17 protein-coding genes are annotated in these 15275 nt (G+C 48.4%); 9 read left to right on the plus strand and 8 right to left on the minus strand.

Annotated elements, in window-relative coordinates; translation table 11 throughout:
• Nucleotides 1–100: 100 nt before the first annotated feature.
• On the minus strand, nt 101–1069 hold the full coding sequence (locus AC4PME_RS18175; protein WP_119500840.1) for a calcium/sodium antiporter: 969 nt from the start codon (nt 1067–1069) through the stop codon (nt 101–103).
• A gap of 316 nt (nt 1070–1385) precedes the next feature.
• On the opposite strand from AC4PME_RS18175, the gene AC4PME_RS18180 reads away from it, so the two are divergent.
• Both AC4PME_RS18180 and AC4PME_RS18185 read left to right on the plus strand, forming a co-directional pair.
• Nucleotides 1386–2834, plus strand: a complete 1449-nt coding sequence (locus AC4PME_RS18180; protein WP_491046700.1) for a RimK family ATP-grasp domain-containing protein — start codon at nt 1386–1388, stop codon at nt 2832–2834.
• Nucleotides 2831–3982, plus strand: coding sequence for a GNAT family N-acetyltransferase/peptidase C39 family protein (locus AC4PME_RS18185; RefSeq protein WP_491046699.1), 1152 nt, complete (start codon nt 2831–2833; stop codon nt 3980–3982). The genes AC4PME_RS18180 and AC4PME_RS18185 overlap by 4 nt, the downstream gene beginning before the upstream one ends.
• A 53-nt stretch (nt 3983–4035) precedes the next feature.
• Here the strand turns inward: AC4PME_RS18185 and AC4PME_RS18190 are convergent, their stop codons facing one another.
• The 5 genes from AC4PME_RS18190 to bioA form a co-directional block, all read right to left on the minus strand.
• Nucleotides 4036–4302: a hypothetical protein gene (locus AC4PME_RS18190; RefSeq protein ID WP_119500843.1), complete on the minus strand. Its 267-nt coding sequence runs from the start codon at nt 4300–4302 to the stop codon at nt 4036–4038.
• A gap of 232 nt (nt 4303–4534) precedes the next feature.
• Nucleotides 4535–5179 carry a hypothetical protein gene (locus AC4PME_RS18195; RefSeq protein WP_491046698.1) on the minus strand — a complete coding sequence of 215 codons (645 nt, stop codon included), beginning with the start codon at nt 5177–5179 and terminating at the stop codon, nt 4535–4537.
• A 114-nt stretch (nt 5180–5293) separates the two neighbouring features.
• Nucleotides 5294–6196: a tetratricopeptide repeat protein gene (locus tag AC4PME_RS18200; protein ID WP_491046697.1), complete on the minus strand. Its 903-nt coding sequence runs from the start codon at nt 6194–6196 to the stop codon at nt 5294–5296.
• Nucleotides 6197–6352: 156 nt separating this feature from the next.
• Entirely contained in the window at nt 6353–6883 is a 531-nt protein-coding gene (locus AC4PME_RS18205; protein WP_491046696.1) for a DUF2937 family protein, read from the minus strand.
• Between the two features lie 15 nt (nt 6884–6898).
• Nucleotides 6899–8170 (minus strand): adenosylmethionine--8-amino-7-oxononanoate transaminase, encoded by a 1272-nt coding sequence (gene bioA, locus AC4PME_RS18210; RefSeq protein WP_491046701.1) that lies wholly within the window; start codon nt 8168–8170, stop codon nt 6899–6901.
• 98 nt (nt 8171–8268) lie between these two features.
• Between bioA and bioB the strand changes: the two genes are divergently transcribed.
• From bioB to bioD, 4 genes are read left to right on the plus strand one after another with little or no spacing between them, the layout of a single operon-like run.
• A complete protein-coding gene (gene bioB, locus AC4PME_RS18215; protein ID WP_119500846.1) occupies nt 8269–9369 on the plus strand; it encodes a biotin synthase BioB in 1101 nt (366 codons plus the stop codon).
• A complete protein-coding gene (locus AC4PME_RS18220) occupies nt 9369–10526 on the plus strand; it encodes an aminotransferase class I/II-fold pyridoxal phosphate-dependent enzyme (protein WP_491046695.1) in 1158 nt (385 codons plus the stop codon). Before bioB ends, AC4PME_RS18220 begins: the two co-directional genes overlap by 1 nt.
• The gene (locus AC4PME_RS18225) at nt 10523–11317 is read left to right on the plus strand and encodes a methyltransferase domain-containing protein (protein WP_491046694.1); all 795 of its coding nucleotides are present in this window, start codon (nt 10523–10525) and stop codon (nt 11315–11317) included. Before AC4PME_RS18220 ends, AC4PME_RS18225 begins: the two co-directional genes overlap by 4 nt.
• A gap of 3 nt (nt 11318–11320) precedes the next feature.
• Nucleotides 11321–11995, plus strand: coding sequence for a dethiobiotin synthase (gene bioD, locus AC4PME_RS18230; RefSeq protein ID WP_491046693.1), 675 nt, complete (start codon nt 11321–11323; stop codon nt 11993–11995).
• Here the strand turns inward: bioD and pepE are convergent.
• On the minus strand, nt 11972–12688 hold the full coding sequence (gene pepE / locus AC4PME_RS18235) for a dipeptidase PepE (protein WP_491046692.1): 717 nt from the start codon (nt 12686–12688) through the stop codon (nt 11972–11974). The genes bioD and pepE overlap by 24 nt on opposite strands.
• Before the next feature lie 233 nt (nt 12689–12921).
• Here pepE and AC4PME_RS18240 point away from each other — a divergent pair, with 233 nt between their 5' ends.
• Both AC4PME_RS18240 and AC4PME_RS18245 read left to right on the plus strand, forming a co-directional pair.
• Nucleotides 12922–13158 (plus strand): DUF4160 domain-containing protein, encoded by a 237-nt coding sequence (locus tag AC4PME_RS18240; protein WP_491046691.1) that lies wholly within the window; start codon nt 12922–12924, stop codon nt 13156–13158.
• The gene (locus tag AC4PME_RS18245; protein WP_491046690.1) at nt 13139–13390 is read left to right on the plus strand and encodes a DUF2442 domain-containing protein; all 252 of its coding nucleotides are present in this window, start codon (nt 13139–13141) and stop codon (nt 13388–13390) included. Before AC4PME_RS18240 ends, AC4PME_RS18245 begins: the two co-directional genes overlap by 20 nt.
• A gap of 144 nt (nt 13391–13534) precedes the next feature.
• Here the strand turns inward: AC4PME_RS18245 and AC4PME_RS18250 are convergent, their stop codons facing one another.
• Nucleotides 13535–13837 carry a hypothetical protein gene (locus AC4PME_RS18250; RefSeq protein ID WP_491046689.1) on the minus strand — a complete coding sequence of 101 codons (303 nt, stop codon included), beginning with the start codon at nt 13835–13837 and terminating at the stop codon, nt 13535–13537.
• A 210-nt stretch (nt 13838–14047) separates the two neighbouring features.
• Here AC4PME_RS18250 and pobA point away from each other — a divergent pair, with 210 nt between their 5' ends.
• Nucleotides 14048–15226, plus strand: coding sequence for a 4-hydroxybenzoate 3-monooxygenase (gene pobA, locus AC4PME_RS18255; RefSeq protein WP_474864322.1), 1179 nt, complete (start codon nt 14048–14050; stop codon nt 15224–15226).
• Nucleotides 15227–15275: the final 49 nt, after the last annotated feature.

Genomic DNA, 15275 nt, shown 5'->3' on the forward strand with positions numbered 1-15275 from the left:
ATCGGATTTTGATCCTCTTACGCCGAATGTCAATCTCTTAACTGATCGGCATTAGCCTGTGAAGCCGCTTTTTAAACCACATGTTACCTGAAACGGGAAATCAGACAAAGGCTGATTGCACCAGATACCAGGTGTAAGCCACATATCCGAGTACAAATACACCACCTTCCAGTCTGTTCAGACGACCCTGACCTTTAATGCCGATACAGAAGATGAAGAGTGCCACCGACAGCCCCAGCATGATCATGACGTCGCGGTAGAAAAAGCTTGGCTCAACCTGCATAGGCTGAATCGTTCCGGCGAGTCCTACCACCGCCAGCGTATTAAACATGTTCGAACCGATAACATTACCCAGTGCCAGATCATGTTCACCCTTGCGGATAGCCATCAGTGATGAGGCCAGCTCGGGTAGTGATGTGCCCACCGCGATGATGGTTAATCCGATAATGGTATCGCTGACACCAAACTGAGTGGCAATTTCCACCGCTCCCCATACCAGAATACGGGAGCTGGCGACCAGCAAAGCTAACCCGGCCAGCAGCCAGATCACATTGGTTTTTACGCTGGCATCGTCCGGATTAATTTCACCTTCATATTCAGCGGCAAGGGTATCACTGCTGCCTTTCATGCCAGTCCAGATACTCCAGCCCATCAGCAGTATGAATAAACCAAGCAGGGAGAATGCATCGTCTTTGGATACATGAAAATCAATTAATTGCCAGCAGGCGAAAAAGGTTAGGCCAAGCAGAATAGGCAGTTCGCGGCGGATGATATCTGAGCGGACGGCAATAGGGCTGATAACCGCGGTCAATCCAAGAATGAGTGCGATGTTAGCGATATTGGAGCCATAGGCGTTACCCAATGCAATGCCTGAATTGCCCTGCAACGCAGCAAATACCGACACGATAATTTCCGGAGCCGAGGTACCAAATCCGATGATTAGCATACCAATGAGCAACGGAGATAAACCAAAATGCCGTGCCACACCGGCGGCACCGCCGACAAATTTTTCTGCACTCCACAGCAGAACCAGCAGGCCTGCAATTATCGCTAAACTGGGTAAAAGCATATCAACTCCTTGGTACCCGTAACGGCGATAAGAATACGGGCGGGACATAGACAGGTCGTGTGACCACTATATAGCGTTTCTGCTACGTTATTTAAACGTTCTCTGATAAAAAAAGTTAAAACGATTGAGGGCATAAAAATGACAGGCGAAACGCTATCACAAAAACTCATGGTAACGACAAAAAAAAGCCGTTCTGAAAACACTGGTGAATGCCCGCAGTTGAATTACACTGCCCGGACAGAAAAGGTTACTTTCAATGAAATTAACATTGTGGTAACAAATAGTTCTTACTTATTCAGGTATCAAGAAGCATTTCATGCATAAAACTCTTATCGTTGTTGACGACATTAGCGGTTTCACTCTGCCGGACCAGACCATTCTGACTTTTCAGGATTATCTGGATGAATTTCCGAAACGGAATGAACCCAAAACACGTGTTATCAACTTGTGTGACACATCCCGCTATTTAAGTCAGGGATATTACTGTTCGTTGCTGGCGCAAGCGCGTCAACACCGTGTGTTACCGTCTGTAAAAACGATCAATGATTTGCGCATTGCCGATGAGGGCAGTGCCCGATTACCGTTGCCGGACAAATTTAAATGGCCGGTGACAGAAGGCATTGAATCTTTCTTTGTACTGTTCGGTAAAACAAAAGATCAGGCACTGTTACCGGTTGCGGCCACAGCGTTTGAAGCATTTCCGTGTCCGATTTTACAAGTCACATTACACATAGCTGCTGACAACATCGGCTTTATGGAAGTGCAGGCTCGTGGCTTTGCTGATTTGCCGGATCCACTGAAACAAGACTGTATTGATGGTTTACAGCAGTTCACACAACAACAGTGGCGCAGTGACCGCAAAGGCAAGAAGATGCGTTGGGACATGGCGATTCTGGTTAATCCCGATGAGCCGACTCCTCCGTCTGACGACAAAGCGATTAAGAACTTTGTAAAAGCGGCGGAAAAAGCAGGCTTCAATGCCGAAGTGGTAACCAGTTTAACGCCGGAAGCCGTGGGCCATTATGATGCCCTGTTTATCCGCGAAACTACCGCGATAGACCATCATACCTATCGTCTGGCCCGTGCAGCAGAGCGTGAAGGCCTGATCGTTATCGATGACACCCAGTCGATTTTGCGTTGCTGTAATAAGGTGTATCTGCAGGACGCGTTTGCTTATCAGCAAGTGCCTGCACCGCGAAGTGAAATGGTTTCAGACAGCGCTGATGACACCTGTCAGGAGTTGATTTCAACTCTGGGGTTACCTCTGGTGCTTAAGTTGCCTGAGAGTTCGTTCAGTCGTGGTGTGTATAAAGTAGAAAGTGCAGAAGCGCTGAAAACACGTCTGGTGGAAATGCTTGAAGCGTCGGCGCTGGTACTGGTGCAGGAGTACGTGTTTACCGAGTTTGACTGGCGGATTGGTGTGCTTGGTGGCAAACCTATCTATGCCTGTCAGTACTTCATGGCTCGCAACCACTGGCAGATTTACCATCACGAAGGTGACCGTTTCAGTTCCGGTGGCTTTAAAACCATGCCGACTTTTGAGGTGCCAAAAGCAGTCTTACAGGCGGCGATCAAGGCGGCCAAAGTGGTAGGTGACGGCTTGTACGGTGTAGATATTAAACACTCCGGCAACAAAGTGTACGTGATTGAAGTTAACGATAACCCGAGTATTGATTCGGGCGTCGAAGACAAATATCTGGGCAAAGAATTGTACCAGTTAATTATGCAGGAATTTGCAAACAGGTTGGAGTTACGCGGTCGATGAGCGCCAAACTTGCAGCTCGTGAAGTCGCAGAGCCCGTATTGTCACTTTCACCGGTGACGGTGCGGTCTGCGGCGGCTGAGGATTTATCGTCTTTGTGTGATGTTGAGCAACGTTGCTTTTCTCATGACAAACTAAGCCGTCGTCGTATGCGGTTTTATTTGACGGCGCCCCATGCTGAATTGCTGGTGGCTGAACGGGACGGCATTATACTCGGTTACGCATTGTTGTTATTACGTCGCGGAACCATGCTTACGCGTCTTTACTCTATTGCAGTGTTGCCGGAGGCGAGGGGACAACAGGTTGCCCAATCGCTGATTGGTGAACTGGAAATCAGGGCATTGTCGCGGGGAAAGCGCTTTATGCGCCTGGAAGTGTCTGAGGACAACAAGGGCGCAATTGCACTGTATCAACGTTTAGGTTTTAGTCAGTTTGGTATGTATAACGAATACTACGAAGACAAATCTGACGCCATTCGTATGCAGAAAGTACTGAACTATCCATCCAGTACTGCAGAAGTTGACGTGTACCCCTGGTATCAGCAAACCACTGAATTTACCTGTGGTCCTGCATCGCTGATGATGGCGATGGCACAGTTGAACAATGACTACGTGGTGTCGCAGGAAAAAGAGTTATCTCTCTGGCGACGTGCAACTACGATTTTTATGACGTCAGGTCATGGTGGTTGTCATCCGGTAGGACTGGCTCTGGCAGCGGCTGACGAAGGCTTTAAGAGTGAAGTATGGTTGAACCGTACATTACCGCTTTTCACTGACGGCGTGAGAACTGCCCATAAGAAAGACATTGTAGAGGTGGTGGAACAGGGTTTCCTGCATGAAGCCGAACAAAAGGGCATTACCGTTGATATTCACGAATGGAAAATGGAATCTTTGGATGCCTTGCTGGAAGAAGGCGCTGCGGTACTGTGCTTGATCAGCACCTATGCGTTTGATAAGAAAAAAGCGCCGCACTGGGTCACGGTGACAGCCTCAGACCAGCGTTGTTTCTATATTCACGACCCGGATCCTGAAACCTTTGAAGATCAGGTCGTCGAGTATCAGCATATTCCGGTCGCGCGGGAAGATTTTGTGCGTCTGGTCAGCTATGGCCGGCGAAAAGTCCGGGCGATAGTCATCATCAGAAAACGCTGAGTTTAAAGCGCGGTGTGAGAATAAATCACTCCGCGCTTATTCGTTTTCAGTCTTCAACGGCTGATACGCGCGTTGAAGTTACGCAATGCCTTTACCAGATTAGACAATTCTGCCGCTGAGCCCTGAAAAAGAGAAGGCTTAGTGAAAGTCGTGCCTTTACGGGCAGTGTTAAACGTACGTTTAATATCGAAGGCGGCAGTGCGGTCTGTGAGACGTTTCCATTCGCTTTGCAGAGAACCCGGAATAGCGTGGCGTTTTGCCAGAATGTTGTCTCGAATTTGCAACACTTGCCCAATCAGTAACGTATTTTCATTCAACATGGTTAAAACCTATTTCAATGTTGTTAGTAGTCTAAAGCCTTTATTTATGGGGTCCTGACACCAACTTATTGCCGTTTGACCCTGAATAAAGGAGCGCATTCACTTAGTACTGTTGCAACATCGATGCCTGTTTATCCTTTAGTATAATAAAAGCCGGTCAGTCCCGGCGCTTTCGTCATTTTAATTATGGTGGGATGGGGCTGAGCTGTCAGGTCAACAAGACAAAAAGTGTTTATCTACATACATAGCCGTAAGCAGTGCCTCCTCCTTGGCAGAAACTATTGCACTGAAAGACGTTTACGCTGCCACTTTGACATTGTGATTCAGGGGCCACGGTCGGAGGAAAGTTACCCCAGCATCCGCAAGTCAGCATTATATGCCCTGTCGGAAATCCCGGTTGAGTAAACTGAATTCCGGCACACTGAGCGATGAAAGTTGCTCGTTCCATGCTTGAAGGATAAGGGCCTTGCATTATCGGGCCCTCGTTAACCCTTTGCATTATAGTTCTGCGTATATCATTGTAATAGCCGTTTTCGGCAAGTGCTCGCGCAGCCCAGCAATCTGCTTCAAGTTCCTGTTTTCTGGTCGCATTCATATGAAGTCTGCTAAATTGCTCAAAACTTGACAGATGACCAATGCGGTGATGACCGCATTCGTGGGCCAATGCAAAAATTCGTGAAAACCTCCAGTTAGAAATAACAGCCGGATCGATGATGATAACCCTTTGTCCATTGCGAATAGTTGCTACAGCATCCTGCGATGTTTGTTCGACAATAACGGGAAGACCGCAAAAATTATCATAGCCAACAAACATACTTTGACTTTTTGCAGTTTGAGAAAATGTTGTTAGCAGAAATAAAATCACTAAGCCTTTCATACTATCTCGCCTTCTTAATATGTATTAGTTAGTTCTAAAATTATTTGGAAGAACTCAAGGTTTTATTAATACTCAAGTAAAATTAAGTAAGGTATTGAAATTATTAAACTGAGGTTAAGTTTGATCATAAAGACCAAAGGGGGTTTTTATATTGTTTTTTATCTGATAATCCAGTTTGTTTATGGTGTCGCTATGAGTGTTTTTTATAATAGATAATCCGGGCTCAGCTAAGTCGTTAATAAACTCATTTAGAAACTTTATTTGATTTAAAGCTTCACTTCTATTGTTTGCGAAATAGAACTCACTGTTTGCCCAAGCTAACCTAGTCAGGACAACTGAATTTGCAAAAGCTACGAATGAAATATCCTTGTATTCTTCGGTTGCTATCATTGCTTTTTGGAAAGTTCTGCGACCTTTATCAGGTTTATCTGATTGGAAGAGAGCCATCGAAAGAGAGCGCAATGCACTGTTCTCGGTATTAAAGTCAGTCGCTTTCTTTACTGCTGTTTCATAAAACTCAATAGCTCTGTCCATCCACATTTGATTTAGCATAGCGTGAGCAATATTAGTGTACTCTTGGGCTGTTATGAGATTTTCGGGAATTCTTGTTGCAAGTTCTGCCGCTTGTTGTGCAAGGTAAGATTGTTCGTTAGCAATAAAACTGTTGATGGTATTCAAAGCGCTATTGTTATTAGCAAATTGAATGCTGTAATTAAAGCTCTCGATAGGCAATGTTGATAATCTGTTTAAAATTTCCCTAAGTTCTTTTCTGTCGCTATTAATATCTAGTTGATTTGTTCTCTGATATGAAACGAATGTGGTACCGAATGAGAAGATTAATGCAATAACAGCAACAATAGTAGAAGCTTGTTTGAACCAGGGTTTCATCTCCTCACTTAGAGAAATTTGTAAAGCGTCAACCTCGCGTTTAACGGTGGACAACTTTTCACTAAATGAATCCATTCTGGTGTTAAGATCTGAGCTACCACCTCGTAGCTCACTTGAGTAAGGTTTCATAGTTCTTCCTTGATCATCATTGTAAGGTTAGGGAAACTCGAATACAGCCTTTAGCTTATGAGGGTTGTTTAATTATTGAACAATTTTGGTTTGGTACAATCATGAATTTGAACTAGAGAGATTTGGAATAAATAAATTTTATAAGTAGTATTCCAATCAACTGAACCGGACCCGCGCCTTTCTCGCCTGACGCCAGTGATAAACCCGGCGACCGGCCCAAAGCGGCGAGACCACAAGAATGTTCAATGCAATGGCAACAATCAGACTGAATACAATGGCCGCTGGCGTCAGGGGGATGGACGGCGCAAAATTATCCAGCACTCTTAATAAAGTATCTTTCCTTGCGGGGGCAAACATATAGCGGGCCTGCTCAAAGTAGTTGCCGGTGGAGAGGGTTTTTAAGCCATTGTCTGCTTCTTCCAGTTTTGCCTGCAGCGCGGCTTTATTTTCAGCGTCCTGCTGCACCACGCCATCGGCGTTATTTCGCAGGCTTTCTATTAACGCATCTACAGAACTGAAATTGAATTGTCTGGCCAGATTTTCCAGCTCAATGACCTGTTCTCTGGTGGCATCGTAGTAGCCTGAGAGATACTGGCGGTAATGGTCCGCCAGTATGGGAACCTGCAATGCAGCGATGAAGAGTACTGTGAACAGAATTTTATCAATTACCCGGGCCATCAGCTGCATTGTTCATCCTTTGTTTTACAGACTGGCTAAGGTGTCATAAATGCCCGTTGTCAGTCTTTCAAGTTGGCTTTCAGTAATTATGTACGGTGGCATGATATAAACCAGTTTACCGAAAGGCCGGATCCAGATCCCTTTTTCGACGAAATGCTTCTGCAGTATGGCCACATTAACCGGTTGTTTCATTTCAACCACACCGATTGCTCCCAGCACCCGCACGTCAGCCACGCCGGGAAGCGCTTTGCACTTTGGCAGGCTGGCTTTCAGTTGTGATTCGATGCCGGCTACCTGTTTTTGCCAGTGCCCTTCATTAATCAGTGACAGACTGGCATTCGCTACAGCACAGGCCAGCGGGTTACCCATGTATGTCGGACCGTGCATGAATACGCCGGGTTCTCCCTGGCACACACCTTGTGCCACATCTTCGGAACACAGTGTTGCGGCAAGGGTCAGATAGCCGCCGGTGAGCGCTTTTCCTACACACATAATATCCGGGCTGATATGAGCATGATCACAGCCGAACAATTTTCCGGTGCGGCCAAAACCTGTGGCTATCTCATCACAGATAAGGAGCACATCGTAGGCATCACACAATTGACGGCAGCGCTTCAGGTACTCCGGATGATATATCCGCATGCCGCCGGCGCCCTGAACCACCGGCTCAATGATCAGAGCGGCTAATTCATGATGATGGCGTTCAAATAGTTCCTGAAGGGGCAAAATGTCATCTTCACTGAAGGTCTGATCAAACCGGGTTTGCGGGGCGGGCGCAAACACCTGCTTACTGAGTACACCGGAGAATAAGCTGTGCATCCCATTGACCGGATCGCATACCGACATGGCGGCGAAGGTATCGCCGTGATAACCATTGCGGGGGGCGATAATCCGGTGCTTTTCCTGACGGCCCTGGCAGGCCCAGTACTGCAATGCCATTTTCAGTGCCACTTCAACAGATACCGAGCCGGAGTCGGCCAGAAAGACCCGGTTCATGCCGTCCGGTGCCATATCAAGCAGCGTGCGGCAAAGTGATACCGCCGGGTCATGGGTCAAACCGCCAAACATGACGTGGGAAAACTTGTCGATTTGCTGTTTGGCTGCGTTGTTCAACACCGGGTGATTGTAGCCATGGATGGCTGCCCACCAGCTCGACATACCGTCGACCAGGTTCTCACCGGTGGCCAGAGTAATTTCTGCGCCGTCAGCTCCGGTCACCTCAAAACAGGGCAGGGGAGAGACGGCAGACGTATAAGGGTGCCAGATGTGCTGGCGATCAAACTCAATGTTGCTCAAAATGTAACCATTGGTAAAGGTTTGAAAATGGTCAGAGTTGACAACTCTGTAACCAGGCATAGACTAAGCCAGCATTTCTCATTAGTAAAGGATAGGGCATGACCATCGCGTCCAACGCACCACAACATCAGGCAGACATTCGCCATGACTGGACCAAAGCTGAAGTTAAGGCACTTTTCGCATTGCCATTTAATGACTTACTGTTCAAAGCCCAAACTGTTCACCGTCAGTATTTCGATCCGAATGAAGTGCAGGTGAGTACGTTATTATCAATTAAAACCGGCGCGTGTCCGGAAGACTGTAAATATTGCCCGCAAAGTGCCCGCTATGATACCGGATTAGAAAAAGAGCGCTTACTGGAAATTGAAAAAGTGATTCAGCGCGCTAAAGAAGCGAAAGCCACCGGATCCACCCGTTTCTGTATGGGAGCTGCATGGCGTAACCCCCGTGACCGCGATATGCCATATGTCACTCAGATGGTGTCTGAAGTGAAAAAGCTTGGTCTGGAGACCTGTATGACGCTGGGTATGCTTACCCGCGAGCAGGCAGTGGCACTGAAGCAGGCAGGTCTGGATTACTACAACCACAATCTGGATACTTCCCCTGAGTTTTACGGTGACATCATTACAACCCGTACCTATGACGACCGTCTTAATACCTTGCAGAATGTGCGTGACGCCGGCATGAACGTATGTTCCGGAGGTATTGTGGGCATGGGTGAATCTGCAGAAGACCGTGCAAGCCTGTTGATGCAACTGGCTAATCTGCCGGAACAGCCGCAAAGCGTTCCCATTAATATGCTGGTGAAAGTAGAAGGTACGCCGCTGGATAAAGTGGACGATCTCGAACCATTCGAATTTATCCGTACCATTGCTGTCGCCCGCATAATGATGCCTGCCTCACACGTGCGTTTATCCGCCGGCCGTGAAAATATGAATGAACAGATGCAGGCGCTGTGTTTTATGGCCGGTGCCAACTCTATTTTTTACGGTTGCAAGCTGCTGACAACCTCTAACCCGGATACCCACGAAGACGTGTTGTTATTCCGCAAGCTGGGCATTAATGCTGAGCGCACCCGCGAGTTCTCTGATGAAGCTCATGAGCAGGCATTGCAGGAAGAAATTGCCGCGCAATCAGCGCCGGCTGACTTGTTTTACGATGCCACCGCGCCCCGAAAAACCGCGCCTGCGGAGGCCTGATGGCATTTGATTTTATCAATGCTGAGCTTCAGAAAAAGCAGGATGCCGGTTACTTGCGTCGCCGGCATTGTGTGGAATATGAAAAAGACGGCATTATTTGTGTCGCCGGCGAGCACTATCTGAACTTTGCCAGTAACGATTATCTGGGCATGCGTCAGCATCCGGGTGTGCTGCAAAGCTGGGTAGAAGGCTTGGCCCAGTTTGGCGGCGGCAGCGGCGCGTCTCCGTTAGTGACGGGCTACACACAGGCACATGCGGCCCTTGAAGCCTATCTTGAAGAGCACCTTCAGCGTGAAGCGGTACTGCTGTTTAATTCCGGCTTTGCAGCGAATCAGGCCATCTGTCAGGCACTGTTTCAAAATGGTGGCAACGTACTGGCCGACAAATACATGCATGCTTCATTCATTGACGGCGTGCTTGCCAGCAAAGCTGAATTCAAGCGTTTCCGTCATAACGATTTAGCGCACTGCGAAGCACTACTATCCGGTTTATCCGGCGATACCCTTATCGCCAGTGAAAGTATTTTCAGCATGGACGGAGACAGCGCACCGGTTAAAGGACTTGTGTCACAAAGTCGTGACAGCGGCGCGTGGCTGATGCTGGATGACGCTCATGGATTTGGCGTACTGGGCGAAAATGGTTTTGGTGTGGCAGAGCACTATCAGCTCACGCAGCAGGACTTGCCGGTACTGATGGGCACATTCGGCAAGGCGGTGGGGACAGCAGGTGCCTTCGTTGCCGGCAGTCAGGCCTTTATTGATTATCTGGTGAATCACGCCAGGCACTATATTTACTCCACCGCGCTGCCGGCCTCTCAGGCTATTGCTACCTTGTATTCGCTTACGACCATATCAACGGGTGATGAGCGTAAAAGGTTACATGAGAATATTGCGACGTTTCGCTCTCATGCTCTGGCGCAGGGTCTTCAGTTAACTGAATCTGTCAGTGCCATTCAGCCTGTGATGTGCGGCGATCCTCATAAGGCGCTGGCATTGTCTGAAGCGCTGAAACAACGTGGGATATGGGTACCGGCAATACGTTATCCGACAGTGCCGAAAGGGGCTGACAGATTGCGGATCACCATTACTGCCCAACACAGTGCCCGGGATATCAGCGTGCTGGTGGATGCATTAATGCTGGCTATGGAGGCGGTGTGAATCAACCCGCCTCAAAAACCGCTGAAACAACCGTATCCCGAAAGCAGGCGATTGCTGCCCGCTTTGACCGTGCTGCTCACTCCTATAATCAGGTGGCGGGAGTTCAGGCCCGAATCGCTGCCGATGCCCGCAGTTTGTTGCACGTTGAACCGGGCAGCCGGGTGCTTGATATCGGCTGCGCCACAGGGCGGGAAACCATATTGCTGGCGAAAAACGGTGCACAAGTTACCGGTCTGGATATTGCCGCAGATATGCTCCAAAAGGCGCAGCGGGATTATCCGTCTCTGACATTCAAAATAGGTGATGCGGATGCACTGCCTTTTTCTGCACAGCAATTTGATGCGGTATTTTCCTCAATGGCGTTGCAGTGGAGTGATGATCCTGCCACGGCGATGCCGGAAATTGCCAGGGTGCTTAAACCCGGAGGCAGAGCGCAGTTAGCCATTATGGTTGCCGGTTCTTTTCATGAGCTTATTCAGGCCCGTTCGGTGGCGGGGTTACCTGAATCCGTAAATACTTTACCTCAGTCACTGGTGTGGGAAAAAGCAGCCTGTCAGGCTGGCTTTCATGTAGTAAAAAGTACGGTTGAAACGTACACAGAGCACTTTGACGGAATACGCAGTCTGCTGCATTCAATTACTAAAGCCGGTGCAGGCTTATCAGACAGCGGACACGCACAACATTCTTTCACCCGCCATTCACTGAAAGTGTTGGAAAAGGCTTTCTGTACCACCCCGGAAGGCACGCTGCCCCTCACTTATCACGTATTACAGATATCGCTGGAACGCTAATTTATGCACGCTTATTTTGTTACCGGTACCGACACAGAAGTCGGTAAAACCTTTGTGTCGTCTCTATTTTTACAGGCTGCGGCGCAATCCGGACTCTCCTCAGTGGGGTACAAGCCAGTCTCTGCCGGATGTGAAGTCATTGACGGTGTGCTCAGTAACGAAGATGCAAGAGCTTTACATGCGGCGTCCTCGTTACCCGTATCACTTCAGGAAGTGAACCCGGTGACCCTTGAACCGCCTGTCGCACCGCATATTGCTGCAGAACAGGCGGGTTTAAAAATTGAAAAAGAAGATCTGATTAAAGGGTACGAACATCTGGCAGGGAAGCACCCTGACTTTATGCTCATGGAAGGGGCCGGTGGCTGGCGGTTACCGTTAGGCAATGGTCTCTGGATGCCACAAATCGTTCAGGCACTTAAGCTGGATGTTATTGTGGTAGTGGGCATGCGGCTGGGATGTCTGAATCATGCCGTACTCACCTGTGAAGCCATTTTGAATGACGGCCTGAACATTAAAGGCTGGGTGGCGAATCAGTTGTCTGCTGATATGCCGGTATACGATGAAAATCTGTCGACACTTAAAGCTGTGTTGCCTGCTCCCATGCTGGCCGAAATTCCTTTCGGCGCAGACGAGAAGACGGTAGCAGACCTGGTATCAACGGTGCAGAAACTGGCTTAAGTCATCACCGTCTTTAATGGCGGTTTTTTCTTTTCCTGAGAATACAAAACCGCCATATTCTCCTTTAAATGTCAGTTTGCCTTTAGATAGCTCCAGCGCAGTGCCTTCACGTATAGCCAGTACCGGTGTATCCGGATTCAGAGTCGTAAATTCAGCAAGACGTTGATCGCGGGTTTCCCCGTTAAAACCCGGCGGGTGATAATCGGAATAGTGCGGATTCAACTGACAGGGAAGCAGCGCCAGCGCGTCAAACGACGGCGGCTCGATAATAGGCATGTCATTGGTGGTTCTGATGGTGGCACCGCAAATATTTGAACCGGCACTCCATCCGATGTAGGGAACGCCTGATTCAATGGCCAGGCATATAGGCGCAATAAGCGAGTTTTTATACAGATTTGCCAGCAAATTAAAGGTGTTACCACCGCCGGTTAATATTGCTTTGCCTGCCTGAATGGCTTCTGTTACTGCCTGTGCAGGATGCTCAAATGTATGTAACCCGGTAATACGGCATTCAGGTAAAGCAGCCTGTACTTTTGCTGTGTACTCGTCAAAGGATACTGTCACACCGGCGTAAGGTATAAACAGTACATCCCGTTTGTCACCCAAATGAGAAAGGATCATGGGTTTGGCGTGGGCAAGATAGTCTTCGTCTCCCACACGGGAACTGCTGAGCATCAGCAAATGAGCAGGCATGGTCACTCCGGAAATTGAATTTTTTGATTTTAAAAGATGATACGCGAACACGAACCTTGTGTTTAGTGTGGTGTACAAATAACTTTTTGGAAAGGGAGAGAGGAAGAAAACCGGAGCGGCACAGTGAGCTGACTCCGCAAGCCTGAAAATTGATTTCCCTGTATTGTTTGTTTGCTATTGTGCGAAGTTATATGGCCGTTGGCATTGCCGGACTTTTCATATAACCTTTCATCATGCCAACAGTATTAAAAATCGGGCCTTACCGTTTTTTCTTCTATAGCAACGAAAACGGTGAGCCAGCCCACATACATATTCAACGCGAAAAAATGCTGGCTAAGTTCTGGCTTCGTCCGGTCGCCTTAGCCAGTTCAACTCGCTTTACTCCCAAAGAACTCAGAACTTTGGAAAAGCTGGTTGTCGAAAATAAAAGTGCTTTTTTGGAGGCTTGGAATGGCTACTTTAGCAGTTGAACACCACCCGCAAGCTCAGTCGGTGTCTTTCGACGACAGTTCTTTAATTGTCGGGCTCATCGACGGCAGGACTATTTCTGTGCCTCTGTCCTGGTTTCCGGGCCTTTCCCGGGCTAGTACATCTGAACTACAGGATTGGGAGTTATTAGGTGACGGAGAAGGTATTCACTGGCCTCAGCTTGATGAAGACCTGAGTGTTACCGGCTTGCTTCTTGGCAATCGCGGCAAGTAAAGAGTCACTTCCGGTACGCATAAAACCGGAGGCTTTGCCGTTTGAACCGGATTATCTTCCTGCTCTCATAGTCCCCTCAAACAGAACACAGTTTGAGGGGAAACGGTGACATGGATGAGTGAAGGTTTACAACTGTATTACCACTCAGAATTGTCCCTGAGGCGGTCTCCGGCCCGGAGGCTCACCCATATTATCAGGCCGGCAGGCCAGTTCTTCTGATGAAGTGTCTTCGTCGGGCCCGGATGGCGGCGCCATACACTGGCCTGACATTGTCTCACCATTCCGGCCGCTCATGGAGCAACTGTCACCCTCTGATGAAGATGTACAGGCGTCAAATGCTTCCTGAGGGATTGAAGGCCGTTCTTCCCGTTCCGCTGCACAGGCGGCAAGTGCAGTGAATCCTGCTACAAAAATGACACAGCGCTTAATCGATTGTTTTTTTACCATAGTTTGTTCCGGTTGGGCTTAAGGTATTCTTAACTGACTACCGGAATGGTCTTTGTGTTCTTTTCTTTTCGATTTCTTTACGCTGTTCAACGGTATGTCAAATGTTAATTTGACGAAAAAGTACAATTGATTGCGGGAATAGTGACTAAACGCAGGTGTTAAATTCATTCACGATAGGTTAACAATTTAGCCCTTTGCCGGAAGAAAAAAATGAATACCACCAAAACTGATGTCGCTATTATCGGTGCAGGCCCGTCGGGACTGATGCTGGGCCACCTGCTCACTCAGGCAGGCATCAACTGTATCATCGTAGAACGTAAATCACCGGATTATGTGTTAAGCCGTATCCGCGCCGGAGTGCTTGAACAGTGCACCCTACAGGTAATGGAAAAGCTTGGTCTGGACAGCAGACTGAAAGCTGAAGGTTTACCTCACGACGGCGTTATTCTCGCTGATGGCGAAAGGGTCATTGAAATTGATGTGAAGGGTTTGACCGGCAGCCAGGTGGTTGTTTACGGCCAGACTGAGATTACCAAAGATCTCATGGACGCATCAGACAGTCGCGGTGTAATGCGGGTATACGATGCAGATGATGTTGCTCTGCATAATATTGAAACCGAAGCACCCTGCGTAACTTATACAAAAAACGGTGAACCTCATCGTATCGATTGTCGCTTTATCGCCGGTTGTGACGGCTTCCACGGGCCTTCCCGTAAAGCCATGCCGGGAAGCAACACGAACTACGTGGAAAAGGTCTATCCATTCGGCTGGCTGGGTGTGCTGGCAGATGTGCCGCCTGCCACACACGAAGTGGCTTACAGTAATCACGACCGCGGTTTTGCCTTATCTTCGATGCGGTCGCTTACCCGCAGCCGCTATTACATTCAGGTAGGGCTGGATGAAAAGGTGGAAGACTGGTCTGATGAACGGTTCTGGGATGAACTGGCTGTTCGTCTGGGTCCTGAGATCTCCTCAAAGCTGGTGACCGGACCTTCAATCGAAAAATCCATTGCGCCACTGCGTTCATTTATTTTTGGCAGCATGCGTCACGGCAGCCTGTTCCTGGCGGGAGATTCTGCGCATATCGTGCCACCCACCGGCGCGAAAGGACTCAATCTGGCGTCTTCAGATATCACCTACTTGTCGGCAGCAATAATCAGTTACTTCAAAGAAAAGCAATCTGATGGCATTAACCTTTACTCTGAAAAAGCGCTGAACCGCGTATGGAAGTCGTCACGTTTTTCATGGTATCTCACCACGCTGATGCACCGTTTCCCTGAAGGCGGAGAGTTTGACCGCAAGATGCAGGTGGCGGAACTGGAATACATTGCCGGCTCAAAAGCAGCGCAGACCACTATTGCTGAAAACTACATAGGTCTGCCACTTTAACAGCGCTTTACATCATCGCCAGACGTTATGGAAATCCCGGCACGCACGC

It is taken from the genome of Alteromonas sp. (assembly GCF_984505615.1).

Bases quoted from the DNA above. Each gene is read 5' to 3' on its own strand.
- AC4PME_RS18195 (WP_491046698.1), bottom strand. From the start codon at position 5,179: ATGAAAGGCTTAGTGATTTTATTTCTGCTAACAACATTTTCTCAAACT.
- AC4PME_RS18220 (WP_491046695.1), top strand. From the start codon at position 9,369: ATGGCATTTGATTTTATCAATGCTGAGCTTCAGAAAAAGCAGGATGCC.
- bioB (WP_119500846.1), top strand. From the start codon at position 8,269: ATGACCATCGCGTCCAACGCACCACAACATCAGGCAGACATTCGCCAT.
- AC4PME_RS18200 (WP_491046697.1), bottom strand. From the start codon at position 6,196: ATGAAACCTTACTCAAGTGAGCTACGAGGTGGTAGCTCAGATCTTAAC.
- pepE (WP_491046692.1), bottom strand. From the start codon at position 12,688: ATGCCTGCTCATTTGCTGATGCTCAGCAGTTCCCGTGTGGGAGACGAA.
- pobA (WP_474864322.1), top strand. From the start codon at position 14,048: ATGAATACCACCAAAACTGATGTCGCTATTATCGGTGCAGGCCCGTCG.
- AC4PME_RS18250 (WP_491046689.1), bottom strand. From the start codon at position 13,837: ATGGTAAAAAAACAATCGATTAAGCGCTGTGTCATTTTTGTAGCAGGA.
- AC4PME_RS18245 (WP_491046690.1), top strand. From the start codon at position 13,139: ATGGCTACTTTAGCAGTTGAACACCACCCGCAAGCTCAGTCGGTGTCT.
- AC4PME_RS18240 (WP_491046691.1), top strand. From the start codon at position 12,922: ATGCCAACAGTATTAAAAATCGGGCCTTACCGTTTTTTCTTCTATAGC.
- AC4PME_RS18180 (WP_491046700.1), top strand. From the start codon at position 1,386: ATGCATAAAACTCTTATCGTTGTTGACGACATTAGCGGTTTCACTCTG.
- AC4PME_RS18205 (WP_491046696.1), bottom strand. From the start codon at position 6,883: ATGCAGCTGATGGCCCGGGTAATTGATAAAATTCTGTTCACAGTACTC.
- AC4PME_RS18185 (WP_491046699.1), top strand. From the start codon at position 2,831: ATGAGCGCCAAACTTGCAGCTCGTGAAGTCGCAGAGCCCGTATTGTCA.
- AC4PME_RS18190 (WP_119500843.1), bottom strand. From the start codon at position 4,302: ATGTTGAATGAAAATACGTTACTGATTGGGCAAGTGTTGCAAATTCGA.
- bioD (WP_491046693.1), top strand. From the start codon at position 11,321: ATGCACGCTTATTTTGTTACCGGTACCGACACAGAAGTCGGTAAAACC.
- AC4PME_RS18175 (WP_119500840.1), bottom strand. From the start codon at position 1,069: ATGCTTTTACCCAGTTTAGCGATAATTGCAGGCCTGCTGGTTCTGCTG.